Genomic DNA, 24,667 nt, shown 5'->3' on the forward strand with positions numbered 1-24,667 from the left:
AGTGACTATTCACATATTTAGTTGAACGCCTATTGTATGATTATACAAGCTCACGTATGTTTACTGTGCCTTTCTCTATTTGATCCAGTCGGAGCATTATGAACAACTCGCCAGCAGCGTTTCCGCTATTTTCTCTGTTTTTATGTTGTGAGTTAGATACGCACGTTTTTTCTTCGAACGGATGTATTAAACGATGAGTCGTCGATTTGATTTTAAATCGATCTTACTTGCGTGTTTGGTCATCAGTGTCGGTCAGCTCAGTATGGGGCTTGTGTTTCCATCACTACCTTGGATCGCCAAAGATTTCGATGTATCCCTAGAGCAAGCCCAGCTATTGGTAAGCGTGTATCTATTAGGTTTTGGGCCTTCCCAGTTTATTTATGGCCCTATTTCCGATGCTCTCGGGCGCAAGAAAGTACTGCTGAGCGGATTATTAATCGCCATGCTGGGACTATTGATGATCATTTTCTTCAGCCACTCGTTTACCAATATGGTGATGGGGCGATTTCTGCAAGGCCTAGGAACCGGCTGTTGCGCTGTACTTGCTCGCGCTTCGACGCGCGATAGATTCAACGGTGCAGACTTGCCTTTGGCGATGTCTTATATTGCGATGGTTGCCTCTATAACACCTTTGATCGCGCCTGTTATCGGTGGATTTATTAACTTCCACTTTGGCTGGAGTATGGTGTTTATCTCACTACTTGGCTATGTATCATTGGCTTGGGTGGTATTGGCGTTCAAGTTTAAGGAAACCGTCACTCAGGTTTCAGCTATCCCTTCACCGAAGAAAATGGTTTCTCAATATAAAGAGTTACTTACTTCTCGTTATTTTATGAGCTTTGCGAGTATCGGTTGGCTTAACTTTAGCTTGATGATCACCACCGTATCAGTGATGCCATTTATCATGCAAAACCAGATTGGCATGACGTCAGATGAATACGCGATGTGGGCGGTGATTCCTGCATTAGGCATGCTGGGCGGAACAAGCTTATGTAACCGTATTCGCCCTATGCTGGGCAACAAGAAAACTCTGTTATGCACACCTGTATTACATGTTGCTGCGGCGTTATGGCTTTTCTTTTGTCCACTTGAGCCACTATATTTAATGCTTGGCCAGTTCTTGATGATTCTTGGCAATGGTATTGCGTTACCTTGTGCTCAGGCCTTGGTGATGTTGCCTTATAAGAAGAACGCTGGCGCGGCTGCTGCGATGTCTGGCGGAGGGCAGATGGTGGTGTCTTCAATGGTGAGTATGGGGCTAGTTCAATTAGGGCTAGGAGAAGCGTGGCATCTATCGCTTGTCATCATGTTGTTCACACTGATTACCCTGTTTAATATTTTACGTGGTTTCAGTAGCCAAGAAGCGAGAGAGTCACAGCTGAGCTAGTTATTTGGTTGTTTAATTATTTAGCTAGCGAGTGAAAAACGAAAAGGCCATTGAAGTTTATGATTTCAATGGCCTTTATTATGCTTAGAGCTTAGATTTAAACTGAAATACCCGAACTATTCACAGACGACTGCAACCTTCTCACTTGCTGCAGTATTGGCTGGAACTGGATGATCGATCAGTCGGATAGGGGACTCATACAAAGCCGATAGCGCTTGTTCATCAAGCAACTTATCCGCGCTGCCTTCGAACGCAATCTGACCTTTTTTCAGGGCGACAATATGCGTCGCGTAACGAAGCGCTAGGTTCAAATCGTGCAAAATAACGATCACCCCAACATCTTCTTTTTTGTTGAGTTCAGACAGTAAGCCCATTAGCTGAAACTGATGATGAACATCCAATGCAGAGGTCGGTTCATCAAGGATCAATACCGGTGACTGCTGAGCTAGTAACATAGAGACCCATGCTCGTTGACGTTCTCCTCCAGACAAATCATCCGCCAAAGCTTGTGAGAATTCAGTGACACCTGTTCTTTCCATCGCTTGTTGGATAATCGATTTGTCTTCTGAATTCCAACGACCTAGTGCGCCTCTCCATGGGAAACGCCCTAAACGAACCAGCTCTTCTACGGTTAAGCCTGCAGAAGCAGGAAGCTTTTGCGGTAAATAAGCAATCTTCTTTGCTAACTCTTTGCTTTTGAATGAAGAAAGGGAAGCACCGTCTAGTTCCACGCTGCCATGATCCGGAGACATTTGCCCTGAGAGCAAATTAACGAGTGTAGATTTACCCGAACCATTATGGCCAAGAACGACGGTCAGTTCGTTGGTCGGAATCGTGAGGTCTTCGATTGAGAGAATCGTTCGTTCATCACGAACAATTTTGATGTTTGAAAGCTGAAACATGTCAGTCCTGTGCCTAGGCTAATAAAGCGCTTCAGTGAAATTAAACGAGCTTTATTGGCTTTTAAAAATAGAGGGTGTTATTGAGCTGTTTTTTTGTTGTCGGGGTGTCTTGGGCAATCGTCGCAGTACTTTCTTGAATCACACTTATAAACCAAACAGCAGCTGATTCTGATCAGTTTTAACATCCCCGAATTAGAATCCACTTTAAGGCTGTCTAAATGATTTTCAGGCAACTGACATGCTTCTAACCAAAGCTTTGCTTGTGCAGTAATGTAATCGTTGGTCAGGCTTGGTTCGTGTTGCTGAAGTTTTATCAAACTGCCTAACAATAGATCGGCCAATAAATGATTGGTAAACCCTGGGCGAATACGTGTCCATTCACTGATCTGGCTTCGATAAAACTCAGTCAGTGCAAGAATGGCTTCACCAGCACCTGGAATCAGCTCTTCTGGTGAACCATGTTTATGATCACCATTAAAGAAGCGGTAACCAGTAATGAACTCTTTGTATCTAAATTGACCGATATTCTTGATGTCGGGCAATGAATGAAGCCCATAGATAGAAATGAAAGTCACATAGATAGGCTGCCAACACACCAGATCCCAGGTTCGCGTTAACCAATAGGCTTTGCCTGCTTCCGGGTGACTTTTCGAAAGACCATCGTAAACCCGTTTGAGTTCTTTATGGCTATCCTCATTTGTTACCGCAATGCTCTTGCTATTAAGCGCACCAAAGCTTCCGCTTAAATAGGGGGTCACTTGTTTTGAGTAAGCGAAGATTTTTTGATGTAGAGACGGGGCTTTCCGACGGGTGATAATATTGTGCAGTTGGGGAAACATCTTAAATCAATAAATGAGAATCAGTTGCGTTATCATAACGAACATAGTCGAGGATAACCATACAAAATGGAGCATCTACTCGGTGCCTCTGTCTTTTGGTCATTTTATAGAACACACATGAACGCTTCTTTTTTTGAGTGATAAAAGCCGTTTTAAATGATAAAAGTATTGGTGAATCGAATATGTCGCTGTCAACTATAGAGAATATGAAAGCTTAAATATGAACACACCTGCATTTGGTCGTATCAGTCGCGTTTTGACCTATATCCATTCGAACCTTAGCTCCTCGCTATCGTTAGAAGATATTGCGACACAAAGCTGTTGGTCTCGTTGGCAGCTTCAAAGAGTGTTTCAAGCCGAAACAGGGCTTACTGTGGCTAACTATGTGAGAGAGCTAAAGTTAAGCCAAGCTGCAGAACACCTGCTTGATGGAAAAGAGCGCGTGATAGATATTGCTCTTGGGCTCGGGTTCAATTCAGAAATAAGCTTTAGTCGCTCGTTTAAGCAGATGTTTGGGTCTAGCCCAAGTCAGTATAGAAAAGCTGGCAAAAGAGTCGGGCTAAGAAAGCCGATACAAGTATCTGAAACAGCGAGTACTTCTGAAAAAGGGGCGTTAAGCTTTGTGGAAGTGCGCATTGATGAAAGAGAGTCTTTCCTAGTGAAAGGTATGACATCAGAAATCAGTGGTTTGTTTTCACTCACGCAAGACTTCGCTCAGAAAGTCCCTCAGCTATGGTCACGTTTAGAAGGTGAGGTTGAGATCCCTGACGACAACGTGCTCCAGTTCATTGGCGTGGTTGACCTGACTCAGTCTTGCTTTGACGGGACTAATATTCACTATTGGGCAGGGGTAGAGCTTCAGGAAGGAATTTCAATCCCGCAATTACCGAGTATTATCTCTGAAAGGTTAGAGGTCCTGACGGTTCCTAAGCAAACTTATGCTGTAGTGAAGCACTGTGGTCCAATTGAGAATTTACGACACACCTTGAGTTGGTTTGTGCTGAATTGGATGCCAAGTTCAGGTTATCGTGGCGTCGATGGATATGAGCTTGAAGTGTACCCGGTTGCCTATCAAGCACATGCCTCTGACGCTGAAATGGAGTACTGGGTTCCTATTATTAAATCGTAGTCATATTCCCGCTTACTCTCTTCTAGCAAAGCTTTCCTATCAATAGGGTCAATTGTCTTTTAAATCACCAATTGACCGTTTTCTGATAAAAATAGGTCAAGTTCTTTTTGAATTTGCACCAAATTGTTAATTATCCCACCTCTAGATACATACAATGCAAATGAGATTTATTATTATTTATATTAAGCATTGGTACCGAGGGAATTATGACCACTCACACTCGTTTTAAATATTCATCACTTGCAGTAGCGTTGCTCACTGCGTTTTCAGCGCAAGCGTTGGCGGAAGAAACCGTTACAGCGGCAGATTCGAATATCGAAACTGTCACTATTATGGGTAAAGCCTATCGTAATACAGCAACGAAAACCGTTTTAGATCCAGAAGAAACGCCACAGACTCTCAACGTTATCGAAAGTGAACAGATGGAACAACGTGGTGTTAAGTCTGTTATGCAAGCTCTTCGTTATGCTCCAGGTGTTTCAACTGAGAACAAAGGTGGTGCAGTGGTTCTTAGTGATTGGGTTAAAATTCGTGGCTTTGAGTCTTCAAATAACTATTACGATGGGATGATGTTGCCAATCCTTCCTGGATGGAATGTAAAACCTCAAATTGATCCAATTGCGATGGAGCGCTTAGAAATTTTTAAAGGTCCAACGTCTGTTCTTTATGGAAGTATGCCACCTGGAGGCATGGTTAACATCATTGCGAAAGCTCCTAAGTTCGAAGAATCTACGAAAGTTGGTTTAGCAACGGGTTTAGATAACCTAGTTGAAGCATCAATTGATACAACGGGTGCTTTGAGTGACAACGTTGCTTATCGTTTAGTCGCTCTTGGTCGTAAAAAAGATACGCAAGTGGACGGTGTTGAAGAAGATCGATATGTGATTGCGCCTTCAATCGATTGGTATGTGTCTGATAAAACTTTTATTAACTTTAACCTTTATTATCAGAATGATCCTGCACTCGGTCAGAACGTGACTCTACCGTTAGCTGCGATTGAATCAGGTAAAATTTCACCATCGACATTTGCTGGTGACGTTAACTACAACACCATCGAAAGAGATTTCTTGATTACTGGTTACAAATTTAATCATGACTTCAACTCTAACTGGGCTTTCTTACAAAACTTCCGCTATATGCAGGCTGATTTTTATCAAGAAAGTGCCGCCAGTGGCAATTTTGATGCGATAACGGGAGAGTTGGAGCGCTCAGCATATAGTACTGATGAAAGCTCTAAGGGCATCAGTGTTGATAACCAACTATCAGGTTTAGTGTCCACTGGCTCATTGGATCATTATTTACTCTTTGGCTTAGATTACAGAAACATTGAAGGTGATGTAGCTTACGACGCTTTTGCAGGTGTTGATGGAATTAACCTTTATAACCCAAATAACGATAAGCTGAATCCGGACGATTTCACAAAAGTGTATTATCAAAATGACGACATTGAAATGAGTCAGCTTGGTCTTTACTTCCAAGATCAGATGTTGATTGATAATTGGGTGTTCATTGCTGGTGGTCGTTTTGACAAAGTCGAAACAACGACAAAAGTATCAGTATTTGGTGGCACTCCAAGTAAAACTAAAACTGATGATACTAACTTTTCGTACCGCTTAGGTGCTCTATATAAATTTGATAATGGTTTATCCCCATTCGCAAATTTTGCGACTAGTTTCGAACCTAGTGCAAAGCTGGATGCTAGCGGCAATAACTTGGATCCAGAGACAGGAGAGCAAGTAGAGTTTGGTCTCAAGTATGACTCATACGAAAACATGTTGTCAGGCTCCATGGCTCTGTTTCAAGTTAAGAAAAAAAATGTGGGCGTTCGTCCTGACGGAGCTTCGCCGTGGACAGCTGTTGGCGAGATTCGCTCGCAAGGTATTGAGTTAGAGGGACGTGCTCAAGTAACTGATAACTTAGACTTGTTGGCCAACTATACGTATACCGACATGGAAATCACTGAAGATAAAGATGCTTCAAACATTGGGCAAACACCTGTTTTCGTACCAGATCATACTGCAAATGTTTGGGCTAACTACTTTGTGCGTGACGGTGTCGTGAATGGTCTTAGAGTTGGCGGTGGCGTACGTTATGTAGGTGAAACAGTACTAAACGATGCATCAGATAAAAACAAAGGCACCGTTCCATCATACACGTTAGTTGATTTGTCACTTGGTTATGACTTAGGTGAAATGAACAGTTCTTTAAAGAATGCGACAGCTAATATTGTTGCCAATAATATCTTCAATGAAGAATATTACACTTGTTGGAATGAGAGCTACTGTTGGTACGGACAAGAGCAAACCGTTGAATTCAATGTCAACTATGAATTCTAACTAGGTTAGGGTTATCCATTTTAAAGCAGCCTAGTTAAGGCTGCTTTTGTCGTTTGAAGAAATATAGAATTTAGATTGAGTAGGCAACAGTATGAATTTACAACGAATAGCTTCCCATTTTTCTAAAGTAAAGAGCTTGAATGCAAAGCTGGTGGTATCCGTGTTGGCGAGCGCTTTATCGTTTAATGCGATGGCCAATTTTCAAGTTGAAGACAGTGAGGGTTTTAAAACCCTTGAAGCACAACCGGCTAGAGTGGCTGCGCTGAACTGGGACATCGCTGAACAAGTGATTGAACTCGGCGTAACACCAGTAGCGGTACCTGATATTGCAGGTTATACCGATTGGGTTGTTCAGCCTGCGATTCCAGAAGGCGTGGCGGACATTGGCACTCGAACTGAGCCTAATTTTTCTGCTTTGAAGAAGCTAAACCCCGATGTGATTCTTATTGCTTCGCCTCAGAAAGATCTTCAGGAACGACTTTCTGAAATTGCGCCCGTGCTTTACTACCAAACATACAGTGACCAGCACAGCAATGCAGCGGCTGCTATCGAGAACTTCAAGAAGATAGGTCAATTGCTTGGCAAAGAAGAGCAAGCGAACAACAAACTGGCTGCGATGGATGAACGTATCGCGTTTTTAAAAGCTGAGTTAGACAAAGCGTATCCGGGCGATAAACCGAAAGTCACTTCTTTCCGTTTTGCGAGCACCACATCGGTGTTCATTTACGGCGATAACTCTATTCCACAATACGCACTTGAACAGCTAGGCTTTGACAATGCGATGGATCTTCCTGCAAGTCAGTGGGGCATCAGTCAAAAACGCATGACCGAGCTTAAGAACGTGAAGAACGGTATTGCGCTTTACTTTGAACCTTTCCCATATCAAGACAAGCTAGACCGTTCTCCGGTTTGGAAGAGCATGCCTTTCGTCCGCAAGGGTCAATTTAGCCCAGTCGCGGCAAGTTGGAGTTACGGCGGTGCAATGTCGATTTTGTATAACGCAGAAGCCATGGCGAAATCGCTATTGACGGTAGCGGAGCAGTAATGAAATCCAGTGGTTTTATGATGGGGGCTGCGCTGTTTTGCGCTGCCCTTGTTCATTTGTGGTTAGGGCAGTCGGAATTTGGCCCTATTAGTGAGTTGCTCCAGCAAGTCTCACAGATCAGTGATATCACCACATTCAACTCAATGGTCGATGATTCATTCGAGTTGATGGCGTTAGCCTATGTCAATTTACCTCGTTTAGTGATGGCGATTTTGGTTGGTGGGACACTCGGTACTATCGGTAGTTTGTTCCAACAGTTAACGCAAAACCGCATGATGTCTCCGCTTACACTCGGTACATCATCAGGCGCTTGGCTTGGTCTGGTTATTCTGAATGTGGTTGCGCCGATGTTGGTCGCTCAGTATTCAGTTTGGTTTGCTCTAATTGGTGCGCTGCTTGCGATGGGGCTGATTGTTTCGATTGTCGGAATCAAAAACATGAGCGGTTTGCCAATTGTATTGGCGGGTATGGCGGTCAACTTGTTGCTAGGGGCATTTGCGACAGCGATTATTCTGCTCAACGATCAGTACGCACAAAATCTATTTGTGTGGGGAGCGGGCGACCTAGGACAGAATGGTTGGGAACAAGTGCTTTGGTTGATGCCTAAGCTGTTGCCGATTTTTGCCATATTCTTCTTAGCTCCGCGAGTTCTGACTTTGCTTTCCATCGGCACAGAAGGGGCAGCAGCGCGCGGGCTCAATATTGGCACCACATTCTTTGTATTGATGGTGGTTGGCGTTTGGTTGGTTTCAGTATCGATTACCTCAGTGGGCGTGATCAGCTTTATCGGTTTGATTGCTCCGAACATTGCTAGACATCTAGGTTTTCTAAAGGCGAAATCTGAACTCATCGCAAGCTGTGTATTAGGTGCGTTACTGCTGTGTGTCACTGACAGCTTGGCGATTTTCTTGGCGCAATGGTCTTTGGACATGATTCCAACAGGAACGGCAACTGCTGTGGTTGGTGCTCCTGCGTTGATTATTATTGCGAGAAAGCAATTATCGGCTCAAGATCAGCTGTTTTTCTCGATGCCTAAAGGTCCAAAGTCTATTTCACCTGTGGCTTACTTCTTGTTGGGGACGATGATCTTGGGGCTGTTGGCGTTGAGTACATTGTCTCAGCCTTCTTCTGATATGGGCTACTTTGTTATTCCAGACGCATTTGAATGGTCTATTCGTTGGCCGAGAATGTTAACCGCGATATTCGCTGGTGGCGGCTTAGCGGTGGCGGGTGTGATTTTACAAAGATTGGTCTACAACCCGCTCGCAAGCCCAGATATTCTTGGTGTGTCGGCGGGTGCAGTTCTGGCGTTGATTTTCAGTAGCTTATTCATGGGCTATTCGATTCACTCACTAAGCCCGTGGGTTGCATTTTTAGGTAGTGCGATTGCACTTTGTTTATTGCTGTTTCTTGGAAAGAAGCATCAGTTTGCTCCGTCTATTCTAATTCTGACAGGTATCTCGTTGACCGCGGTATTGGAAGCTTTGGTGCAATTCTCTCTAACGCGAGTGGGTGAGGGGAAATACACTTTATTGGCTTGGTTAGCAGGGTCTACCTATCGTGTTGAACCTGAGTCAGCAATGATTATGGCCATAGTGATAACGGCTTGTATTGGTGTGGCTCTGCTGTTGAGTCGTTGGGTGACCTTAATTGCGGCGGGACGTCAGTTCGCGAGTGCCAGAGGGTTGAATATCAATATCGCCTACGTGGCATTGTTGTGTATTGTTGCGATCTTATGTTCGGTCGTGACAACCACCATGGGACCAGTCGCGTTTGTCGGCTTGTTGGCTCCGCATATTGCCGCAATGGTGGGTGCGCGTTTGGTTAAAGAACAGATCATCTTGTCGTTTTTAATTGGTGCTGCACTCATGTTATTTGCTGACTGGTTAGGGCAAGTGGTGGTGTTTCCGGCGCAGCTTGCGGCAGGGACGTTAGTTTCCATTATTGGTGGCAGCTACTTCATCTTCTTGTTACTGAAATCTCGAAGAACATAGGTTCTCCCAAAACTGAGAGTCCTTGATTATCAAAGCTACTGGTATTCAAAGCTATTGGTATTCAAAACTACTGGCGATCAAAGCTATTGGCAAAAAAGCTATGAATGAAAAGCAGTGAATGGAGCGATCCATCACTGCTTTTTTATTTATGTCGTTTGTTTAAAGGGGCGGTGTTAAGCAACACAGGTCTCGCTTCTTAATGTGCAAGTTTGGCATATGTTAATAAAATGTATAATCTAAAGGTCTGACCACTTATAAGGTAGCCACCATGCCAAACCTCGATCGTATTACTTGTTCTATCGATGGAAACCAAATTGCGACGGTTGTGTTGAATCGACCCGATAAGCTCAATGCTATTGATATGGCGATGTTTGAAGCCGTTAATGACATGATAAGTGAGCTCAAGAAGAGCAGAGATATTCGAGCTGTTATTGTTAAAGGCAGTGGTTCCGATTTTTGTTCTGGTTTAGATGTTAAATCGTTATTGAACAGTAAAGCCGGGGCATTGAAGCTTTTATTTAAATGGTGGCCAACGTTGCCGAATGCTGCGCAATACTTCTCTATTGGTTGGCGAGAGATCCCATGTCCTGTTATTTTTGCGATTCATGGTCGTTGTTGGGGAGGCGGCCTTCAATTAGCCAGTGGTGGTGATTTTAGGATGGCCAGTCCAGACGCGACTTTCTCGATACTGGAAGCCAAATGGGGTTTGATTCCTGACATGGGAGGCGCTATCGCATTTCGAGAGTTAATGCGTAAAGATCACACCTTAGAAATGGCGATGACCGCTAAAGAGATCGATTGTAAAACAGCGAAAGACTATGGGCTGGTAACTAAGATTGCCGAAGACCCTTACGCTGAAGCTTATGCATTGGCACTTGAGTGTGCGAATCGGTCGCCAGATGTCGTCGCTGCTAATAAGAAACTCTACAACAAGACTTGGTGGTCAAGCCCTGGCATGGCCGTATTTTACGAGACCTGGTATCAGATAAAGGTAGGGTTAGGTAAGAACAGAGCAATTGCTGCTCAACGTGAAATTCATCGAGACAAGCCACGTTCATACGTCGCGAGAAAGTTCAAATAGCGTTTGTACAGGAATAACGGATATTCCATTTGTTTATGGGGCTTTGCGGTAACCTTAGAGCAATTTTATGTCTAAGGCTAAATGAGCAATCTGATGAACAAAACTTTTACTTACTCGCTAGCTGCCACCGCAATTTTTACAAGCTTAAATGCTTTCGCAAGTGGTTTGTTTTTGCAAGAAGCTGTTGTCGCCAATGCCGGTACTACTGGTGCTGGTGATGGTGTTTACACTCGTTCGGCTGCGGCGATGTGGACCAACCCAGCCACCATGTCACACATGGGCGAAAGCAAGACGACCATTAATACTATGGCGTTTGATCTTGAGATGAAATATCAAGATAACGGCGACAAGCAGGATGGTAAAGGCCATTCAGTGTTGCCTTCATTTGGCGCGTTTCATGCACATCAAGTCACCGACAAATTACACCTTGGTATTGCGCTTGGTGCTGTTGGCGGTTCAAGCCTTGATTACGGCAGTGAATGGGCGGGTGCTGCACTTCTAGAAGATATCACTCTCACAGCAATGCAAGTGAATCCATCACTGAGTTATAAGCTGAATGACCAATGGTCAGTAGGCGCGGGTGTGCAATTGAGCTGGGCAGCATTTGAGCAGTCAACTTCTGGGTTTACAGCTAAACAAGATACCGATTGGACCTATGGATATAACCTTGGTGTGATGTATACACCAACGGATAAACTTAAGTTGGGTGCCAGCTACCGCTCGAAACTAGAACATGAGTTTAAGAATGAGTTAAAAGGCCCATTACCTGGTAGCAATCGTTCTTTATCTACGGATATTGCGTTACCTGAGATTGTCGATGTCAGTGCTAGTTATGCCTTGAACCAACAACTTGACCTATTGGCAAGTATTCAGTTCCATCGTTGGAGCGCGTGGGACGAGACAGTACTAGACTTTGGTGCATCAGTTGGTGGTGACCCTATAGGCGGAATTCCAATCAAGCGTGACTGGGATGATGTTTGGAAATTTGCGGTTGGTGCTGATTATCAATTGAATTCAGACTGGCGTTTAAAAGCGGGCTTCTCTTACGAGACCTCGCCACAAGATGATCCGTCAATGCAATGGGTTGACCTCCCTGTTGGCGAACAGTATCGCTACTCAGTAGGTGCTTCAACGTATTGGGATGATATCTTGATCGACGTGTTCTACGAATACGCGGATTTGGGTTCGGTTGAAATGGATCGTTTAATGGTTGATGGCTCTTTCGATGGCCGTATCCACTTTGTTGGCGTTAGTGCGACCTTCTAATGACATTACGTAATCTATTACTTGTTGCTGTGGCAACGTTCGGATCGATGGATGCTTTGGCTGAAGAGAAGCACCCTGATGATCCCACTAAGATCGTAACCAAAGCCGGCATTGCTTATAACGAAGAACTGAAGTTTTCGGGCTCTGTTGGGCTTGATGAAGCGCGCATGATAAATGCTCGTGTCAATGCAGACGGTGAAGAGTGGCGACTTGGTGGTTCTTGGCTGTTGCCTATGGGTATTGTTAACTTTAACTTTAGTCGTTCTGAATATGACAACGATGCTTATAAGAACAACTACAGTATTGGCACATTTATACCACTGAGCTATTTCGATATTGAGCCGTTCGGTTGGCAAATCTTCCCTATGGCTGGTTATAGCTATAATGACGGCGAAGTAGCTGTTTTCGATGACGATAATGTTGGTTCTGACTATGTGTTGATGCCAAGCTCAACACACGGTGGCTACATTGGTGCGTTTGGTTTAAAAACGATTACTGATGAATGGTCGATCATGGGCTTCGGTGGCGGTTCAATGGGGTCTGATGATTATTCAGGGTATTGGGCAGGCGTCGGTGCTAGCTACAAGTTGAGTGATGCTCAATCATTCAACTTCTTCACTATTTTTGCTGAGGATGACTTCGGTGAAAATAACAGTGTTGGCGCTTCTTATACCTATGAGTTCAAATAGCTTTTCTAACATATCGTCTTAGATAAAAAGAACTGAGTGTAGGCCCACTAATTTAGTGAATCTACACTCAGAACTTATCGCTCTTCTATGAGCTTTCTAGTGTTGAGGTCGTGTTAGCAAGCCGCTTCGTAACGTTCAACATAGCTTTGCATTACCGCGTTCATCGCTTTGGTGATATTTGCGTATTGTGCTTCCTCTAGATTCGCGAGAGACACACGCAGAGACCACGTTGGCGCATCAAAACCTGCCCCAGGCATCACAATCACACCATGTTCTTCTGCAAGGCGTACCAAGAAATCAAGCGGCTCATACGTTTCTTCTAACCATGCGAAGAAATCGTTGCTGTGAATCGTTTGAGCAATCTCTTTCAGATCAATCTCCACGTAATAGAATGCACCGGTTTGATCGCCTTCAGCAACGATTGGCGCGGCTAAGTTATTTTGCATTAGAGTGTGGTAGCGACGACGCACAATTTGTTTCGCGAGTCGTTTGTATTCTTCACCATCCTTCATCAAAGACAGTAGCGAGAACATTGTCATCTGAATCTGCTGAGGTGTTGAAAGACCGGCCGTATGGTTCAGTGCTACTGCACGGCTGTCTGCCACTAAACGATCAATGAACTTAATCTTACTCGGCTCAAGTGCAATGCCTTGGTATCTTGCCGTTAGTGTGCTTCTGGTTTCCTCTGGAAGATCAGCAATCATACGGTCGAAGTTGTTGTCTTCATGTACGCCAATCACGCCTAAACGCCAGCCTGTTGCACCAAAGTACTTAGAGTATGAATACACTAGAATAGTGTTCTTCGGAGCCAGCATTGCTAATGATGTGAAGTTATCAGCGAAAGTGCCATAAACATCATCAGTAAGAAGGATTAGGTCAGGGCGACGGTTAGCAACCTCTGCAATCTTATAGAGTGTCTCATCGCTTAATCTAACCGAAGCTGGGTTGCTTGGGTTAACGAGGAAGAAAGCTTTAACACTTGGATCGTTCAGTTTTTCTAATTCAGAGTCTGGGATTTGCCACGCAGACGCTTCATCCGCCATGATTTCTACTTTGTTGAGCGCGTAATCTTCTAGCTCGGGCATTTCGATATACGGAGTGAAAATCGGAGCACCAGTCGCGATGGTGTCACCAGGGTTCAATAGTCGGTTGCTCTTTAGCGTGTTAAAGATGTAAACCATGGCCGCTGTGCCACCCTCAACGGCGAACAAGTCAAACTTTCCTGCAGGTAATGGCTGTGAGCCCGCCATTTCTTGCTCAATGTATTTGCGAGCAATAAGTTCTGAATATTTGAGCATGCGATCAGGCACTGGGTAGTTGTTACCTAGAATCCCCTCAACCCATTCATAAATAAGCGCATCACCGTCTACCTGATATTGATCCGTAATAAACTGGAAGGCTTCAATGAGGAATTGCACACCTTCTTGGTCTTCGTATTTTTCACAAAACTGAAGAAAGCGTAGGCTAATATCCTGTTGAACTCCCATTCCACCAAAGCCTTCATACCCTGAAAAATTCGATTTTGATTCTTCTAGTGCAAACATACCTAATTGGAAAAAGGCTTCACGTGGCGCTGTCGCGACCCAGTTTGGGTTACCACGACCAGCGTTGATCATGGTTTTTTCATGTGAATGCTGAGCAAGGTCGATCAGTGTGTTTTTTACTTCGAATGGGCTTAGTGTTTCTAGGCGTTTTTCATCTGTGCGTTTCATAGTCGTTTCTCTTTAAATTTGTTTAAGATCCAAGTTTTTTGGATATATAAATGAGTTAATTTCTTTGAGCAGCTAGCCTGCTTGGCTAGCTACTGTGTTAAATCGTTAATTAATAAGTTGAATCATCAATTGCCTGATTCGGTGTTGATTACGAAATTTTGGTAATGAGGTTGATGATGATCGGACCCCATAAGGTGAGGAAGATATTGGCAACCGCATAAGTCATCGTGAAACTCGGTACTGGTGTGCTGTTTTGTGTTTTTTCTAGTAGCGATGCGAATGCAGGGTTTGCACTGCGGCTACCCGCGATAACCGCTAGCGCTTCTACTGGGTTTTTGATTTTGAGTACGTAGTAGTTGAATAGGAACGTCAGTACTTGAGGAATTAGAGTGACCAACACACCTAGCAGTAAGAGCGTTATGCCATTCTCTTTGATTGCCGTCAGCGCTGGAGCGCCTGCATTAATACCAACAACCGCAACAAATACTGCAAGGCCGAATGTCTGTATAAAGTTGGCTGCGCCGTGGTTAACACTGCCTAAACGAGGTGTACGCATTCTTAGGTAGCCCACAAGTAAGCCGGAAACCAGACAACCTAAACCTGAACCTAGAGCGATATGAGAACCACCGATAGTGAAACCAATCTCGCCAATCAGATAGCCAAGCACCATGCCGAAAGACATTGTTACGAAGTCAGTAACACTAGGCAGTGGGCTGTTGTAGCCAATTTTTTTGATGACTTTAGCTATGTCTTCTTTTTGTCCAACTAAGGTGATTTCGTCACCAATGTGCAGTTCAGTTTCTGGCAATGTCGAAATATCATGGCCCATGCGTGATAGCTGAGTGATATAAACACCACGACGAATACGTGCGTTCGTTTCATCGTGAAGCTTACGTAGCGTAATACCCGCTAGTTTCTTATTCGTGAGTACGACCTTCTGTTGTGTTTGGACAACATTGCTTTCTTCACTAAATTCACCGAGTTCGATACCCAGCGAGGTCACTTTAGGAAATGCCTGAGTCAGACCAGTTAGGTAAACTTTGTCATCCGCCGCTAAAATAGGGTTCTTCGCCAAATCTAACGTTGATTCTGTGTCTTTCTGTGAGCGGTAGATCGCTTCAATAGTGAGGTCGGCATCGAATGCTTCTTCTAACTCGACAACACTTTTTCCAACAAACATAGAGTTCGCGGTCACTTGATAAGCACGAGAAGATACGCGGTTCAATGCCGAGAATTCACCCTCGTTTAGTTGCTTGCTGCCAGCGCCCATTTTTTCCGCAAGCTTCTTCGCTTCTTTGGTTATGTTCCAACCCATTACCATTGGAATGAGTGACATCATTAGAATCGGACCAAGAGAGCCGAAGATGTAGGTGATTGAGTAACCCACAGCCACGTTTGTTTTAAGCGTTGAGGTGACATCTGGCGCTAGGTTCAGCTGATCGATAGCATTACCTGCAGTACCTATGATTGCCGATTGTGTTAAGCCACCAGCCGCAAGGCCCGCCGCTAAACCTTTATCTAGTCCTGCCCATTTAGAGAGCAACACAACCGTGATTAATCCTACAAACGTCATCACAAACGAAGCGAATAAGCGTGTTAGCGATGAAAGGCGGAATGACGAGAAAAACTGCGGACCGCCGTTGTAACCCACCATAAAAATAAATAAAGCAAAGAAGATGCTTTTTACTTCGTTAGAGATCGTGATACCGCCGATCTGACCAAGTGCTACAGCAACAAGCAGTGAACCTGCGATTCCACCTAATTCAAACTTACCGATTTTAATTTTACCGATTAAGTAACCGAGACCGAGTGATAAAAAGAGCGCTATAAACGGATAGTCTCTAAGTTGTTCAATAATAAATGACATAGTAATCCTTGAATGAAATAGCATCATCATTGACTTGCTATTTCATTTATTAATTTGGTTTAACGTTTGATTAAGCATTAATTCATATTTTGTGGAAGAACTGATTTAATGCTTTATTTTTAATAATCTGGACTTCATCCAGTCTTCTACTTTTTATGATGCAGTCGCGATGATTTTTTATGGTCATGAATTTTATCTTTGTGATGTTTATCATGATGACCATCAGAATGGTGATTGACTAAATGCTTATGACCTTCTGGGGCGCCACCATGTTGACCAGAATGAGAAGGTTGATGCTCTCTATATTCTAAATGGTCTTTATTATGTTTATGGTTAACATCTTCTCCATATATACGTTTCATCTTTTCTTTAATAGCGACTTTAGTATTATTAATTTGATTCGACATAGTTAACTCGTTTATTTGTTTAAGGAACGATGAGAATTATATCGATCGAGAAAATAGATAAATCATGTTCAAATAAAATAGCAATAAAACAAAAATTGAGTTTCGATTGATGTTTTCATTATAAGTGTTTGATTTTTAAAGTTTGATTTTTATTTTATATAAGGTTGGGTGGATGTTATATGAGTTTGATTTATTGGCAGTGTCGATAGGTAGAATGACCAGACTTAAAAAACAAGGTGAACACATGAGTAAGTATAAAGGCGCTGACGGATCCCCTCATAATTTCCCTAGTCCTGCGTTGTGTGTGAGCCTTTGATATTCGAACATTCCCCATTGATATTGGGATTCATTAATTTGATATCGCCGATGATTTCGTACCTCTCTCCCTAGACGAGGTATGGATAGAACTCGGCGGTGTTTAATGCTGTTGGCTTGGAAGTCAAAATGCCATTTGGCTTGTACTGCAATGAGGCCATTCCACCACATCAAGATTTCAGCGAGCAACGCAATAAGAAGCAGGATATCCAATCGCTTAGTACAACGAGTTCTGTTGTGACGAAGTGCGATTCCATAGGCGGTACTCTTTAGATCGCGGAAGGCTTCTTCTATTTGCATGCGTTTGGCGTACAGGTTGGTAATTTGTACTTCATTTAAGATATGTCTAGGGACATTGGTCGCGAGTAGCCACGGCTCCTTTGCACTGCGTTGATAGAGATGTGTAGCGGAGTGTTTTTGACTGGTTCTGCTATGGCGTTGGGCTTTTCTGCCTTTTTCTAATCCTTTATAAACATAGGCTTCACAAGATATCGGTGATCTCTTTGCTAATAAGCAGTGGCCAAGATATTTGGGTTTATGGACAGCGTTTGGATAAAAGGTTTTATTTGAGACCCAAGGTTTTTGGGGTTGTTTGATTGATACTTCACCTCGGACACGACCTAACCAAAACCAACCTTTCTCCTGAACTTGGCGGAACCAAGTATTTCTAAAACCCGCATCAGAAACGATGATCGGACTGATTTTATTCGGTAAAATACTCTGCAATTTATCGAGGAATGTTTGGTGACTTTTTGGTGAATTGTATTGGCCATACTCAAAAACTTGCTCAAAGATTGTGATGGCTCGTCCATCAAGTGCAACGGATGCTCTTAACGTCATATAACGAAGTTGTTCACGAACATCAGACCAATCCACAAGGATCACAGGGCATGGGTTAGCGCCCGTTATTAAGTAGGCATGCCATTTATAAATAAGGTCTTTTTCACGATGTAGTTGGCGATTTCCAAGCAGTCTATCAACGCGTTTGATCGCATGTTTTACCGTGGTATTAGTTTCTAGTTTGCGACCTAGTTTAGTCAGCGTTAAGTCTGAGCCGTCAAGTACACTTTTTGTAGCAAGTATCAGAGAACTAACGCGTTTTTTGTGAATGGAGGGGCATTGGTTTTGTATGGTTTGTTGTAGAATCTGAATGTCGCGCATTATTAACCCACTTGTTCGAAATGTGTGTTCAGCGATATTCATTAGATCAAAGACGGCGATGCGCGTCTACCTCGTTGTTTTTACGCCTGATTATGAGGGGATTCGCAAGATAAAGGCGTTATCGTCGGGTCAGCTCTTTTTATATTACTGTCTTTTGTATTTGGTTTTCATTATGTAAAAGGTGAAATGATCAAAGAGAAGGTCGCTAATTTTAAATTGCCATCTATATCTGTAACAACGGAAAAAGTAAACCAAGATACTTGGGATAAAAGTTTAAAAGTCATTGGTAACATTCATTCTAAGCAATCTATTGATGTGACGAGCCAAATGTCAGGCCAAGTAAAAGAGATTCTATTTACTTCAGGTCAGCTAGTAAATAAGGATGATGTTCTTGTTAAATTGGATGATGCGTTGTTGAAATCCAACTATAAGAGCCAGCTATCCAAAGTTGAATTGGTAAGAGTCGAATTGATGAGAAACAAATTGCTCCTTAGAAATAACAGTGTTTCAAAAAATTCGGTTGATAAGCTACAAGCTCAATTTAATGCTGAAGGTGCAAAGTTGGAATATATTGCTACGCAAATTGACTACATGAAAGTGAAAGCGCCATTTTCTGGCAGCGTTGGGATTCGTCATATCGATGTGGGTGATTTTATTAATTCAAGCACAGCAATTGTCGAGCTGGAAGACAAATCAAAGCAGTATGTCGATTTCTCTATTCCAGAGCTTTATTTACACGATGTGAAGGTAGGGCAAGATTTACAGTTTAATTCAGAAGCAACGAACGACGAAGTCTTTCACGGCACTATTTCTGCCATTGAACCGAGCTCAGACAGCAACACGCACAATATCGAATTGAGAGCCATGGCTAACCAAGCCGTGCCGTTAGAGGCGGGTATGTATGTCGACGCTACGTTAATCACATCAGAATCGGACACTATCGTGGCGGTACCTTCTGTTGCGATCAGTTACACCTTGTATGGGAACACCGTGTTTGTGTTGGATACGTCGACTAAAAAGGCCAGTGAACATTCGAGCAACGATGCATCACCATTTTACGAGTACAAGGTTGTGCAGCGCACTGTTGAAGTCGGCCCCAAACAAGGCGGTTATGTTGGTGTGGTTTCGGGCTTGAAAGCAGGGGATGTGGTTGTGACTTCAAACCAACACCAACTCAAGAATAGTGGATGGGTTCTGGTTAATAACCAACATCCGTTGATTACTGACAAAAGTACTAAGCAAAGTAACTAGGAAACTCCCATGACATTTACTGATGTATTTATCAAACGTCCAGTTTTGGCTACGGTATTAAGCCTTGTACTGTTGGTGTTAGGCCTTAAAGCCTTCACCTCACTGCAAGTGCGTCAATATCCAGAAATTGAAACAGGCGTTATTACCATTACAACGAGTTATCCAGGTGCCAGTGCATCCAGCGTTCAAGGGTATGTGACGCAGCCACTGCAGGCAGAAATTGCTCAAACAGCGGGCATTGATTACATGACATCGGATAGTGCTCTGGGTAAGTCGGTTATCACGGTTTATTTGAAGCTAGGGTACCCGTCTGATAGTGCTTTGACCGAAATTTTGTCTCTCGTGCAGCAAGTGAAATATAAGCTGCCGTCGGGTGTATTGGACCCGAGTATTCTTAAATCGACGTCTCAATCTCCGATCTTATATGTTTCATTTTCGAGTGACACATTGAAGACGGAGCAAGTCTCGGACTATGTGAGCCGCGTAGTTAAGCCGACTTTCTCTACTGTTGAGGGGGTGTCAAAGGTCGACATATTGGGGCAAGAAGATTTTGCAATGCGAATCTGGCTGAACCCTCAACGACTGGCTTCATATGATCTGACGGCTGAAGATGTTCAAAACGCGCTTCGTGCAAATAACATTGTGAGTGCGGCGGGCAAGTTGCAAAACCCTTATATCGAAGTTGATATTAACGCCCATACCGATTCAAGTTCGGTAGACGATTTCAAGAACATGGCTTTGAAAGCGCATGACGGGCAACTGGTGCACTTAAAAGATGTGGCGACGGTTGAACTAGGCGCAGCAAACTATGACTCAGACGTTGAGTTCAATGGTGTGACTACCGTATCAACGGCGATCAGCAATACGGCAACATCTAATCCATTGACCGTTGTTGAAGGCATTTACGAATTGCTTCCACAGATCCAAGCAGGCTTACCTGAAGGTATTAAAGCGGATGTAATCTATGACTCGACTAAGTTTATCGAAACCTCAATTGATGAAGTAGCGAAAACCTTAATCGAAGCCGCACTGATCGTTGTCATCGTTATCTTCGCCTTTTTGGGCTCAATGCGAGCGATGTTGATACCACTTGTAACGATTCCTTTGTCATTGATTGGCTCTATGTTCTTCATGTTGAGCATGGGCTTCAGTATTAACCTGTTGACGCTGCTTGCCATGGTATTAGCAATATCACTGGTGGTTGATGATGCCATCGTTGTTGTAGAAAACACCTTTCGCCACTTAGAAGACGGCACTAGCCCAATTAAGGCAGCAATAGACAGTGCTCGTGAAATTGCAGGCTCGGTTATTGCGATGACCATTACATTGGCCGCAGTGTATGCGCCGATTGGTTTCATGGGTGGACTCACCGGTAAGTTGTTTACTGAGTTCGCATTCACTTTGGCGGGTTCAGTACTAATTTCGGGTTTCATCGCCTTAACGCTAACGCCGATGATGTGTTCAAAACTGCTTAATAAATCGGTTCTCGACGGAAAACTGGTTAAGAAAATCGATGCGGTAATTGAAGGCGTAACAGAGCGCTATCGTAAAGTGCTCGAACATGTGTTGAATAACCGTGTTTATATTTGGCTTGTGGTAGGAACGTTGCTGATCAGTCTGGTGTTCATGTTTATGAATACTTCATCTGAACTGGCACCTGAAGAAGATCAAGGCGTGATGATTGTGATGGGACAAGGTCCTGCACAAGCGAATACCGATTACATTCGCCACTTTACTCCGGCTCTGATTGACTCTATCAGCAAGAACGATGAAGTCGAAATGACCATGCTAGATAACGGTTACATGAACAACAATGCGTTCTTTGGTTTGGGTGTATTGAAAGATTGGGATTCGCGTGACGCAACGGCAAAAGAGGTAATGCAACGTTTCGAAAAAGAGAGTTCTGTATTACCGGGTTTGCAGGTGTATACCTTCTCTCCACCGGATTTGCCAGGCACGCCGCAAGGTCTGCCATTCCAAATGGTTCTGAAAACGCCAACGGGTTCTTATCAGGATCTCTATCAGTACGCTGAAAAACTGAAAGAGTACGCACAGAAGAGTGGTAAATTCATCTATGTACAAAACGACCTGAATTTTAATAAACCACAGGTAGAGATTCGCATCGACCGCGATAAAGCGGCTCAGATGAACGTGAACGCACAAGACATCGGTACCGTGTTGTCTCGCTTTATCAGTGAAGGCTTCGTGAATTACTTCTCGATGGATCAGCGCAGCTACCAAGTTATCACTCAGGTACCTAACGAGAACCGTAACTCTTGGGATGACTTGAAGAACTACCACGTACGCTCTAACACCAATGAAATGGTCCCGCTGGCGTCATTGATTGAAATTAGCCAATCAGTACAGCCATCGAAAGTGGATCAGTTTCAACAGCTTAATAGCGCCATGATTGAAGCGAAAATGATGCCGGGAATCAGTATCGGTGAAGCCTATAAAGTGATGGAAGAAGGGGCGGCGAAGATATTGCCTAAGTCTTATACGACGGACACTTCAGGCCAATTGAGACAGTTCCTACAAGAAGGCTCTTCACTGGTTACGACGTTCTTCCTTGCTCTTGTGATTATTTACTTGGTTCTGGCTGCTCAATTTGAAAGTTTGCGAGACCCACTAGTGGTATTAACCAGTGTGCCATTGTCTATCTTTGGTGCTCTGATGCCACTGTATTTAGGCATTGATACGCTCAACATATACACCGAAGTAGGGCTGGTGACCTTGATAGGCTTAATCAGTTAGCACGGTATTCTGATTGTGGAGTTTGCAAACCAAATGCAACAGGAATTGAAATGTAGCCGACGCGAGGCCGCTATTCGTTCAGCGACTGTTCGAATGAGACCGGTATTGATGACCACAGCTGCGATGGTTGTCGGTGTCGTACCGCTGCTCATTGCAAGCGGAGCCGGTGCGCAAAGCCGTTTCTCGATTGGTTTGGTCATCACGGTTGGTATGTCGGTGGGCACATTATTCACTCTGTTCGTTGTACCAACGATATACACCTACTTGGCTGCGGATCACCGCGGGCAAGAGCAAGAAGTTTAGTCCGTTATCCAGTTTGTTATTTTATTCACTAGTATTTAGCTCACAAGAAGCACATCGCCTGTATGGGCTGTGTGCTTCTTAATGATCGAGAATTATAAACTCATCAATGCTTGATACCCAATTTGGATTCAATCTCGGTGATGTTACTTTTGAAAAACAGTGTTTGAGCTACTTTCAAAACTACAGGGTGGCCAGATTCTAATATCGCTTCATAGTAATACTCTTCCGCCATTGAAGGGTTGCCTTGAGATTCTTCAATTTTTGCCAAGATAATCATAGACATCACACTGTATTCATTCCTCGGGATCAAGCTCAGATAGTATTCGGCTTGGTCAGGGTTATCTTCAGTGAGGAAGTAGGCTGCTAACGCGTCATAGACTCGATAAGAGTTAGCATTGTTCTGAGCATTTAGTAACTGTTTTTTGAATTTCTTATTGAGCGCTTCAACCTGCTTATTCTTATTCTTCGATCTCATTATAAAAATGTCGGCAAGCTCATACATGTAACGGTTCGACATAACATAATGGTTGTCGGGCTCTAGCTCATTGGCTTGGGCGATCTTAGACAAGGTGTCGGTTCTGTCTAACGTCATGAAGGTGAGTCCGAGCGCTTCCAGGGTGAGCTTTAAGGCTTCTTCTTGTTTGGGTAACTCAGAGATTTGCTGCTTCAATATCGATTTTTGAATATCCAAATTAAATGAATCCAATAGGTCATCAAGCATTGAACGCATGGTCGTGTGGAGTGAAGCCGGGTCAATCAGGTAATCTCGACCTAGGTGTCTGAAGTTAGAAATTCGGTTGAAGTAGATGATATCAAGGTATTCTCTATCACCATCAATTTCACTCTTGAAACTGATCACGTTGGCTGAATTTGGCACCAAGGTTTCATCGATTACGACACGAAAATCGCGATAGGTGGTCAAGTAGCTCATTAATTTATGGATGATCCCACGCTTAAAGGCATCCGTCTTCAAGTTGTCATCGATACTGACGTAGATGTATCTAGGCTCTAAAGACAAGTAGTGCACAGATTCGTGTGCTTTGTGGGCATCTAGATTTTGGCTGTCTGCTGTTTGATTAAGACGATTTTGTTCCGTTGATTGATTTGAGTCAGCGAGTGGTTGGTTTGATTCATTAGCGGCGGTATTTAAACTGCTCAAATCGAAGGCGTCCGATGTAGGGCTGGTCGGTTTTAACGTCCACCAAATAAGCCCAAGCGCAATAACTATAGCGCCCCCAAACATCACAGCACGAGACGTTCTTTTCTGAGGTTTATTGGCTGCTATAGGCGCTTGTTTGTCGTTTGCTGTTTTATTTACAGGTGACTGTTGAATGAACTGTGCTGTACTCGAATCGGTATGGCTTGGATCGACATAGCTCGAATCGCTAGGTCTCGAAGCGCTAGGTTGCGGATCAACAGGCTGGACAGGCTCTTGTGAAGCAGGTTTTTCTGAGGTTGCATCGATTGAACTCTCTTTAGGTTCTTCGAGTACGGTTTTGGCCTCTGAGCCTTGATCGCTTATTAGGTTCTCACCAGTAACCGATTCTGCTTTTGGTTCGACTTGTTGTTTTTTATCCTCATCCAAAACTGGCGATGTATCTGGTGCGTCTGATTGAGTTGAAGGAAAGGAACCAAAAGCATTAGGTGCATGATTCATGTCTGCAACTGACACGGTATCTGTGGTGATACTTGCAGGTACTAAGATGGTTTTGTGTACATCAACATCGAGTTTATAACCGCGTTTGGGCACGGTGATGATGTGTCCCATGGAATGTCGTTCAGCCGCTTTGAGTATTTTGCGCAGTTCAAAAATGGCTTGCGTGATCACCTGATCTGTCAAGATTGAGCCATTCCAGACTTCATTAATCAGCTCATCTCGTGAGAATACGATCTTAGGATTTTGGCAGAAAAAGTTGAGTAGCTTGGACAAGCGATTGTCGATGATCACGTCTTCATCATTCATGATGAGTTTGTCTTCATCAGGAATAAATAACCACACGTCGAAAGAGTATTGAATGCGTTCTTTTTTCATAACCACCGAGACTAAGTCATTGTATTAAAATTACTTTAGTAGACATGTTTGGGCAATTCAATCAACCAATGCCTAATTATGATAAGTGGTCGTGCTTTTGAGCGGATTAGTAAGAGCCAGCAAAAAAATAAAAATAATATTGAGACTTATTCGCATCTGTTGATCTCAATAAAGGAACGGTTTAAATTGTCTGGTTA

16 protein-coding genes and 1 pseudogene are annotated in these 24,667 nt (G+C 43.5%); 10 read left to right on the top strand and 7 right to left on the bottom strand.

Features of this window, described 5'->3' with window-relative positions:
- Nucleotides 1-193: 193 nt before the first annotated feature.
- Nucleotides 194-1,387, top strand: a complete 1,194-nt coding sequence (locus AC3CIA_RS21665; RefSeq protein ID WP_488519040.1) for a multidrug effflux MFS transporter — start codon at nucleotides 194-196, stop codon at nucleotides 1,385-1,387.
- A 116-nt stretch (nucleotides 1,388-1,503) separates the two neighbouring features.
- Here AC3CIA_RS21665 and AC3CIA_RS21670 read toward each other — a convergent pair whose 3' ends face one another.
- Both AC3CIA_RS21670 and AC3CIA_RS21675 read right to left on the bottom strand, forming a co-directional pair.
- Nucleotides 1,504-2,289: an ABC transporter ATP-binding protein gene (locus AC3CIA_RS21670; RefSeq protein ID WP_171309395.1), complete on the bottom strand. Its 786-nt coding sequence runs from the start codon at nucleotides 2,287-2,289 to the stop codon at nucleotides 1,504-1,506.
- 77 nt (nucleotides 2,290-2,366) lie between these two features.
- Nucleotides 2,367-3,128: a siderophore ferric iron reductase gene (locus AC3CIA_RS21675; protein WP_488519041.1), complete on the bottom strand. Its 762-nt coding sequence runs from the start codon at nucleotides 3,126-3,128 to the stop codon at nucleotides 2,367-2,369.
- 220 nt (nucleotides 3,129-3,348) lie between these two features.
- Between AC3CIA_RS21675 and AC3CIA_RS21680 the strand changes: the two genes are divergently transcribed.
- The 7 genes from AC3CIA_RS21680 (at nucleotide 3,349) to AC3CIA_RS21710 (ending at nucleotide 12,668) form a co-directional block, all read left to right on the top strand.
- Nucleotides 3,349-4,257, top strand: a complete 909-nt coding sequence (locus tag AC3CIA_RS21680; protein WP_488519042.1) for an AraC family transcriptional regulator — start codon at nucleotides 3,349-3,351, stop codon at nucleotides 4,255-4,257.
- Nucleotides 4,258-4,463: 206 nt separating this feature from the next.
- Nucleotides 4,464-6,593 carry a TonB-dependent siderophore receptor gene (locus tag AC3CIA_RS21685; RefSeq protein ID WP_488519043.1) on the top strand — a complete coding sequence of 710 codons (2,130 nt, stop codon included), beginning with the start codon at nucleotides 4,464-4,466 and terminating at the stop codon, nucleotides 6,591-6,593.
- A 91-nt stretch (nucleotides 6,594-6,684) separates the two neighbouring features.
- Entirely contained in the window at nucleotides 6,685-7,638 is a 954-nt protein-coding gene (locus AC3CIA_RS21690) for an iron-siderophore ABC transporter substrate-binding protein (protein ID WP_488519044.1), read from the top strand.
- Complete coding sequence (fhuB, locus tag AC3CIA_RS21695) at nucleotides 7,638-9,632, top strand: Fe(3+)-hydroxamate ABC transporter permease FhuB (protein ID WP_488519045.1); 1,995 nt, start codon at nucleotides 7,638-7,640, stop codon at nucleotides 9,630-9,632. The genes AC3CIA_RS21690 and fhuB overlap by 1 nt, the downstream gene beginning before the upstream one ends.
- Before the next feature lie 268 nt (nucleotides 9,633-9,900).
- Nucleotides 9,901-10,713 carry a crotonase/enoyl-CoA hydratase family protein gene (locus AC3CIA_RS21700; RefSeq protein ID WP_488519046.1) on the top strand — a complete coding sequence of 271 codons (813 nt, stop codon included), beginning with the start codon at nucleotides 9,901-9,903 and terminating at the stop codon, nucleotides 10,711-10,713.
- 93 nt (nucleotides 10,714-10,806) lie between these two features.
- Nucleotides 10,807-11,979, top strand: coding sequence for an OmpP1/FadL family transporter (locus AC3CIA_RS21705; RefSeq protein ID WP_488519047.1), 1,173 nt, complete (start codon nucleotides 10,807-10,809; stop codon nucleotides 11,977-11,979).
- Nucleotides 11,979-12,668, top strand: a complete 690-nt coding sequence (locus AC3CIA_RS21710) for a hypothetical protein (RefSeq protein ID WP_237298220.1) — start codon at nucleotides 11,979-11,981, stop codon at nucleotides 12,666-12,668. Before AC3CIA_RS21705 ends, AC3CIA_RS21710 begins: the two co-directional genes overlap by 1 nt.
- A gap of 113 nt (nucleotides 12,669-12,781) precedes the next feature.
- Here the strand turns inward: AC3CIA_RS21710 and AC3CIA_RS21715 are convergent, their stop codons facing one another.
- From AC3CIA_RS21715 to AC3CIA_RS21730, 4 genes are all read right to left on the bottom strand, one after another.
- Entirely contained in the window at nucleotides 12,782-14,380 is a 1,599-nt protein-coding gene (locus AC3CIA_RS21715; protein ID WP_488519048.1) for a bifunctional aspartate transaminase/aspartate 4-decarboxylase, read from the bottom strand.
- Nucleotides 14,381-14,528: 148 nt separating this feature from the next.
- Nucleotides 14,529-16,247 (bottom strand): aspartate-alanine antiporter, encoded by a 1,719-nt coding sequence (aspT, locus tag AC3CIA_RS21720; protein ID WP_488519049.1) that lies wholly within the window; start codon nucleotides 16,245-16,247, stop codon nucleotides 14,529-14,531.
- Between the two features lie 146 nt (nucleotides 16,248-16,393).
- Nucleotides 16,394-16,654 (bottom strand): hypothetical protein, encoded by a 261-nt coding sequence (locus tag AC3CIA_RS21725; RefSeq protein WP_488519050.1) that lies wholly within the window; start codon nucleotides 16,652-16,654, stop codon nucleotides 16,394-16,396.
- Nucleotides 16,655-16,930: 276 nt separating this feature from the next.
- Nucleotides 16,931-18,130 carry an IS4 family transposase gene (locus AC3CIA_RS21730; RefSeq protein WP_488518938.1) on the bottom strand — a complete coding sequence of 400 codons (1,200 nt, stop codon included), beginning with the start codon at nucleotides 18,128-18,130 and terminating at the stop codon, nucleotides 16,931-16,933.
- Nucleotides 18,131-18,316: 186 nt separating this feature from the next.
- Between AC3CIA_RS21730 and AC3CIA_RS21735 the strand changes: the two genes are divergently transcribed.
- A complete protein-coding gene (locus AC3CIA_RS21735) occupies nucleotides 18,317-19,381 on the top strand; it encodes an efflux RND transporter periplasmic adaptor subunit (protein WP_488519051.1) in 1,065 nt (354 codons plus the stop codon).
- Between the two features lie 9 nt (nucleotides 19,382-19,390).
- Nucleotides 19,391-22,438: pseudogene (locus AC3CIA_RS21740) on the top strand (efflux RND transporter permease subunit).
- 103 nt (nucleotides 22,439-22,541) lie between these two features.
- Here the strand turns inward: AC3CIA_RS21740 and AC3CIA_RS21745 are convergent.
- Nucleotides 22,542-24,470 carry a winged helix-turn-helix domain-containing protein gene (locus AC3CIA_RS21745; RefSeq protein WP_488519052.1) on the bottom strand — a complete coding sequence of 643 codons (1,929 nt, stop codon included), beginning with the start codon at nucleotides 24,468-24,470 and terminating at the stop codon, nucleotides 22,542-22,544.
- Nucleotides 24,471-24,667 lie beyond the last annotated feature (197 nt).

The organism is Vibrio sp. QJM3NY_27 (assembly GCF_057785955.1).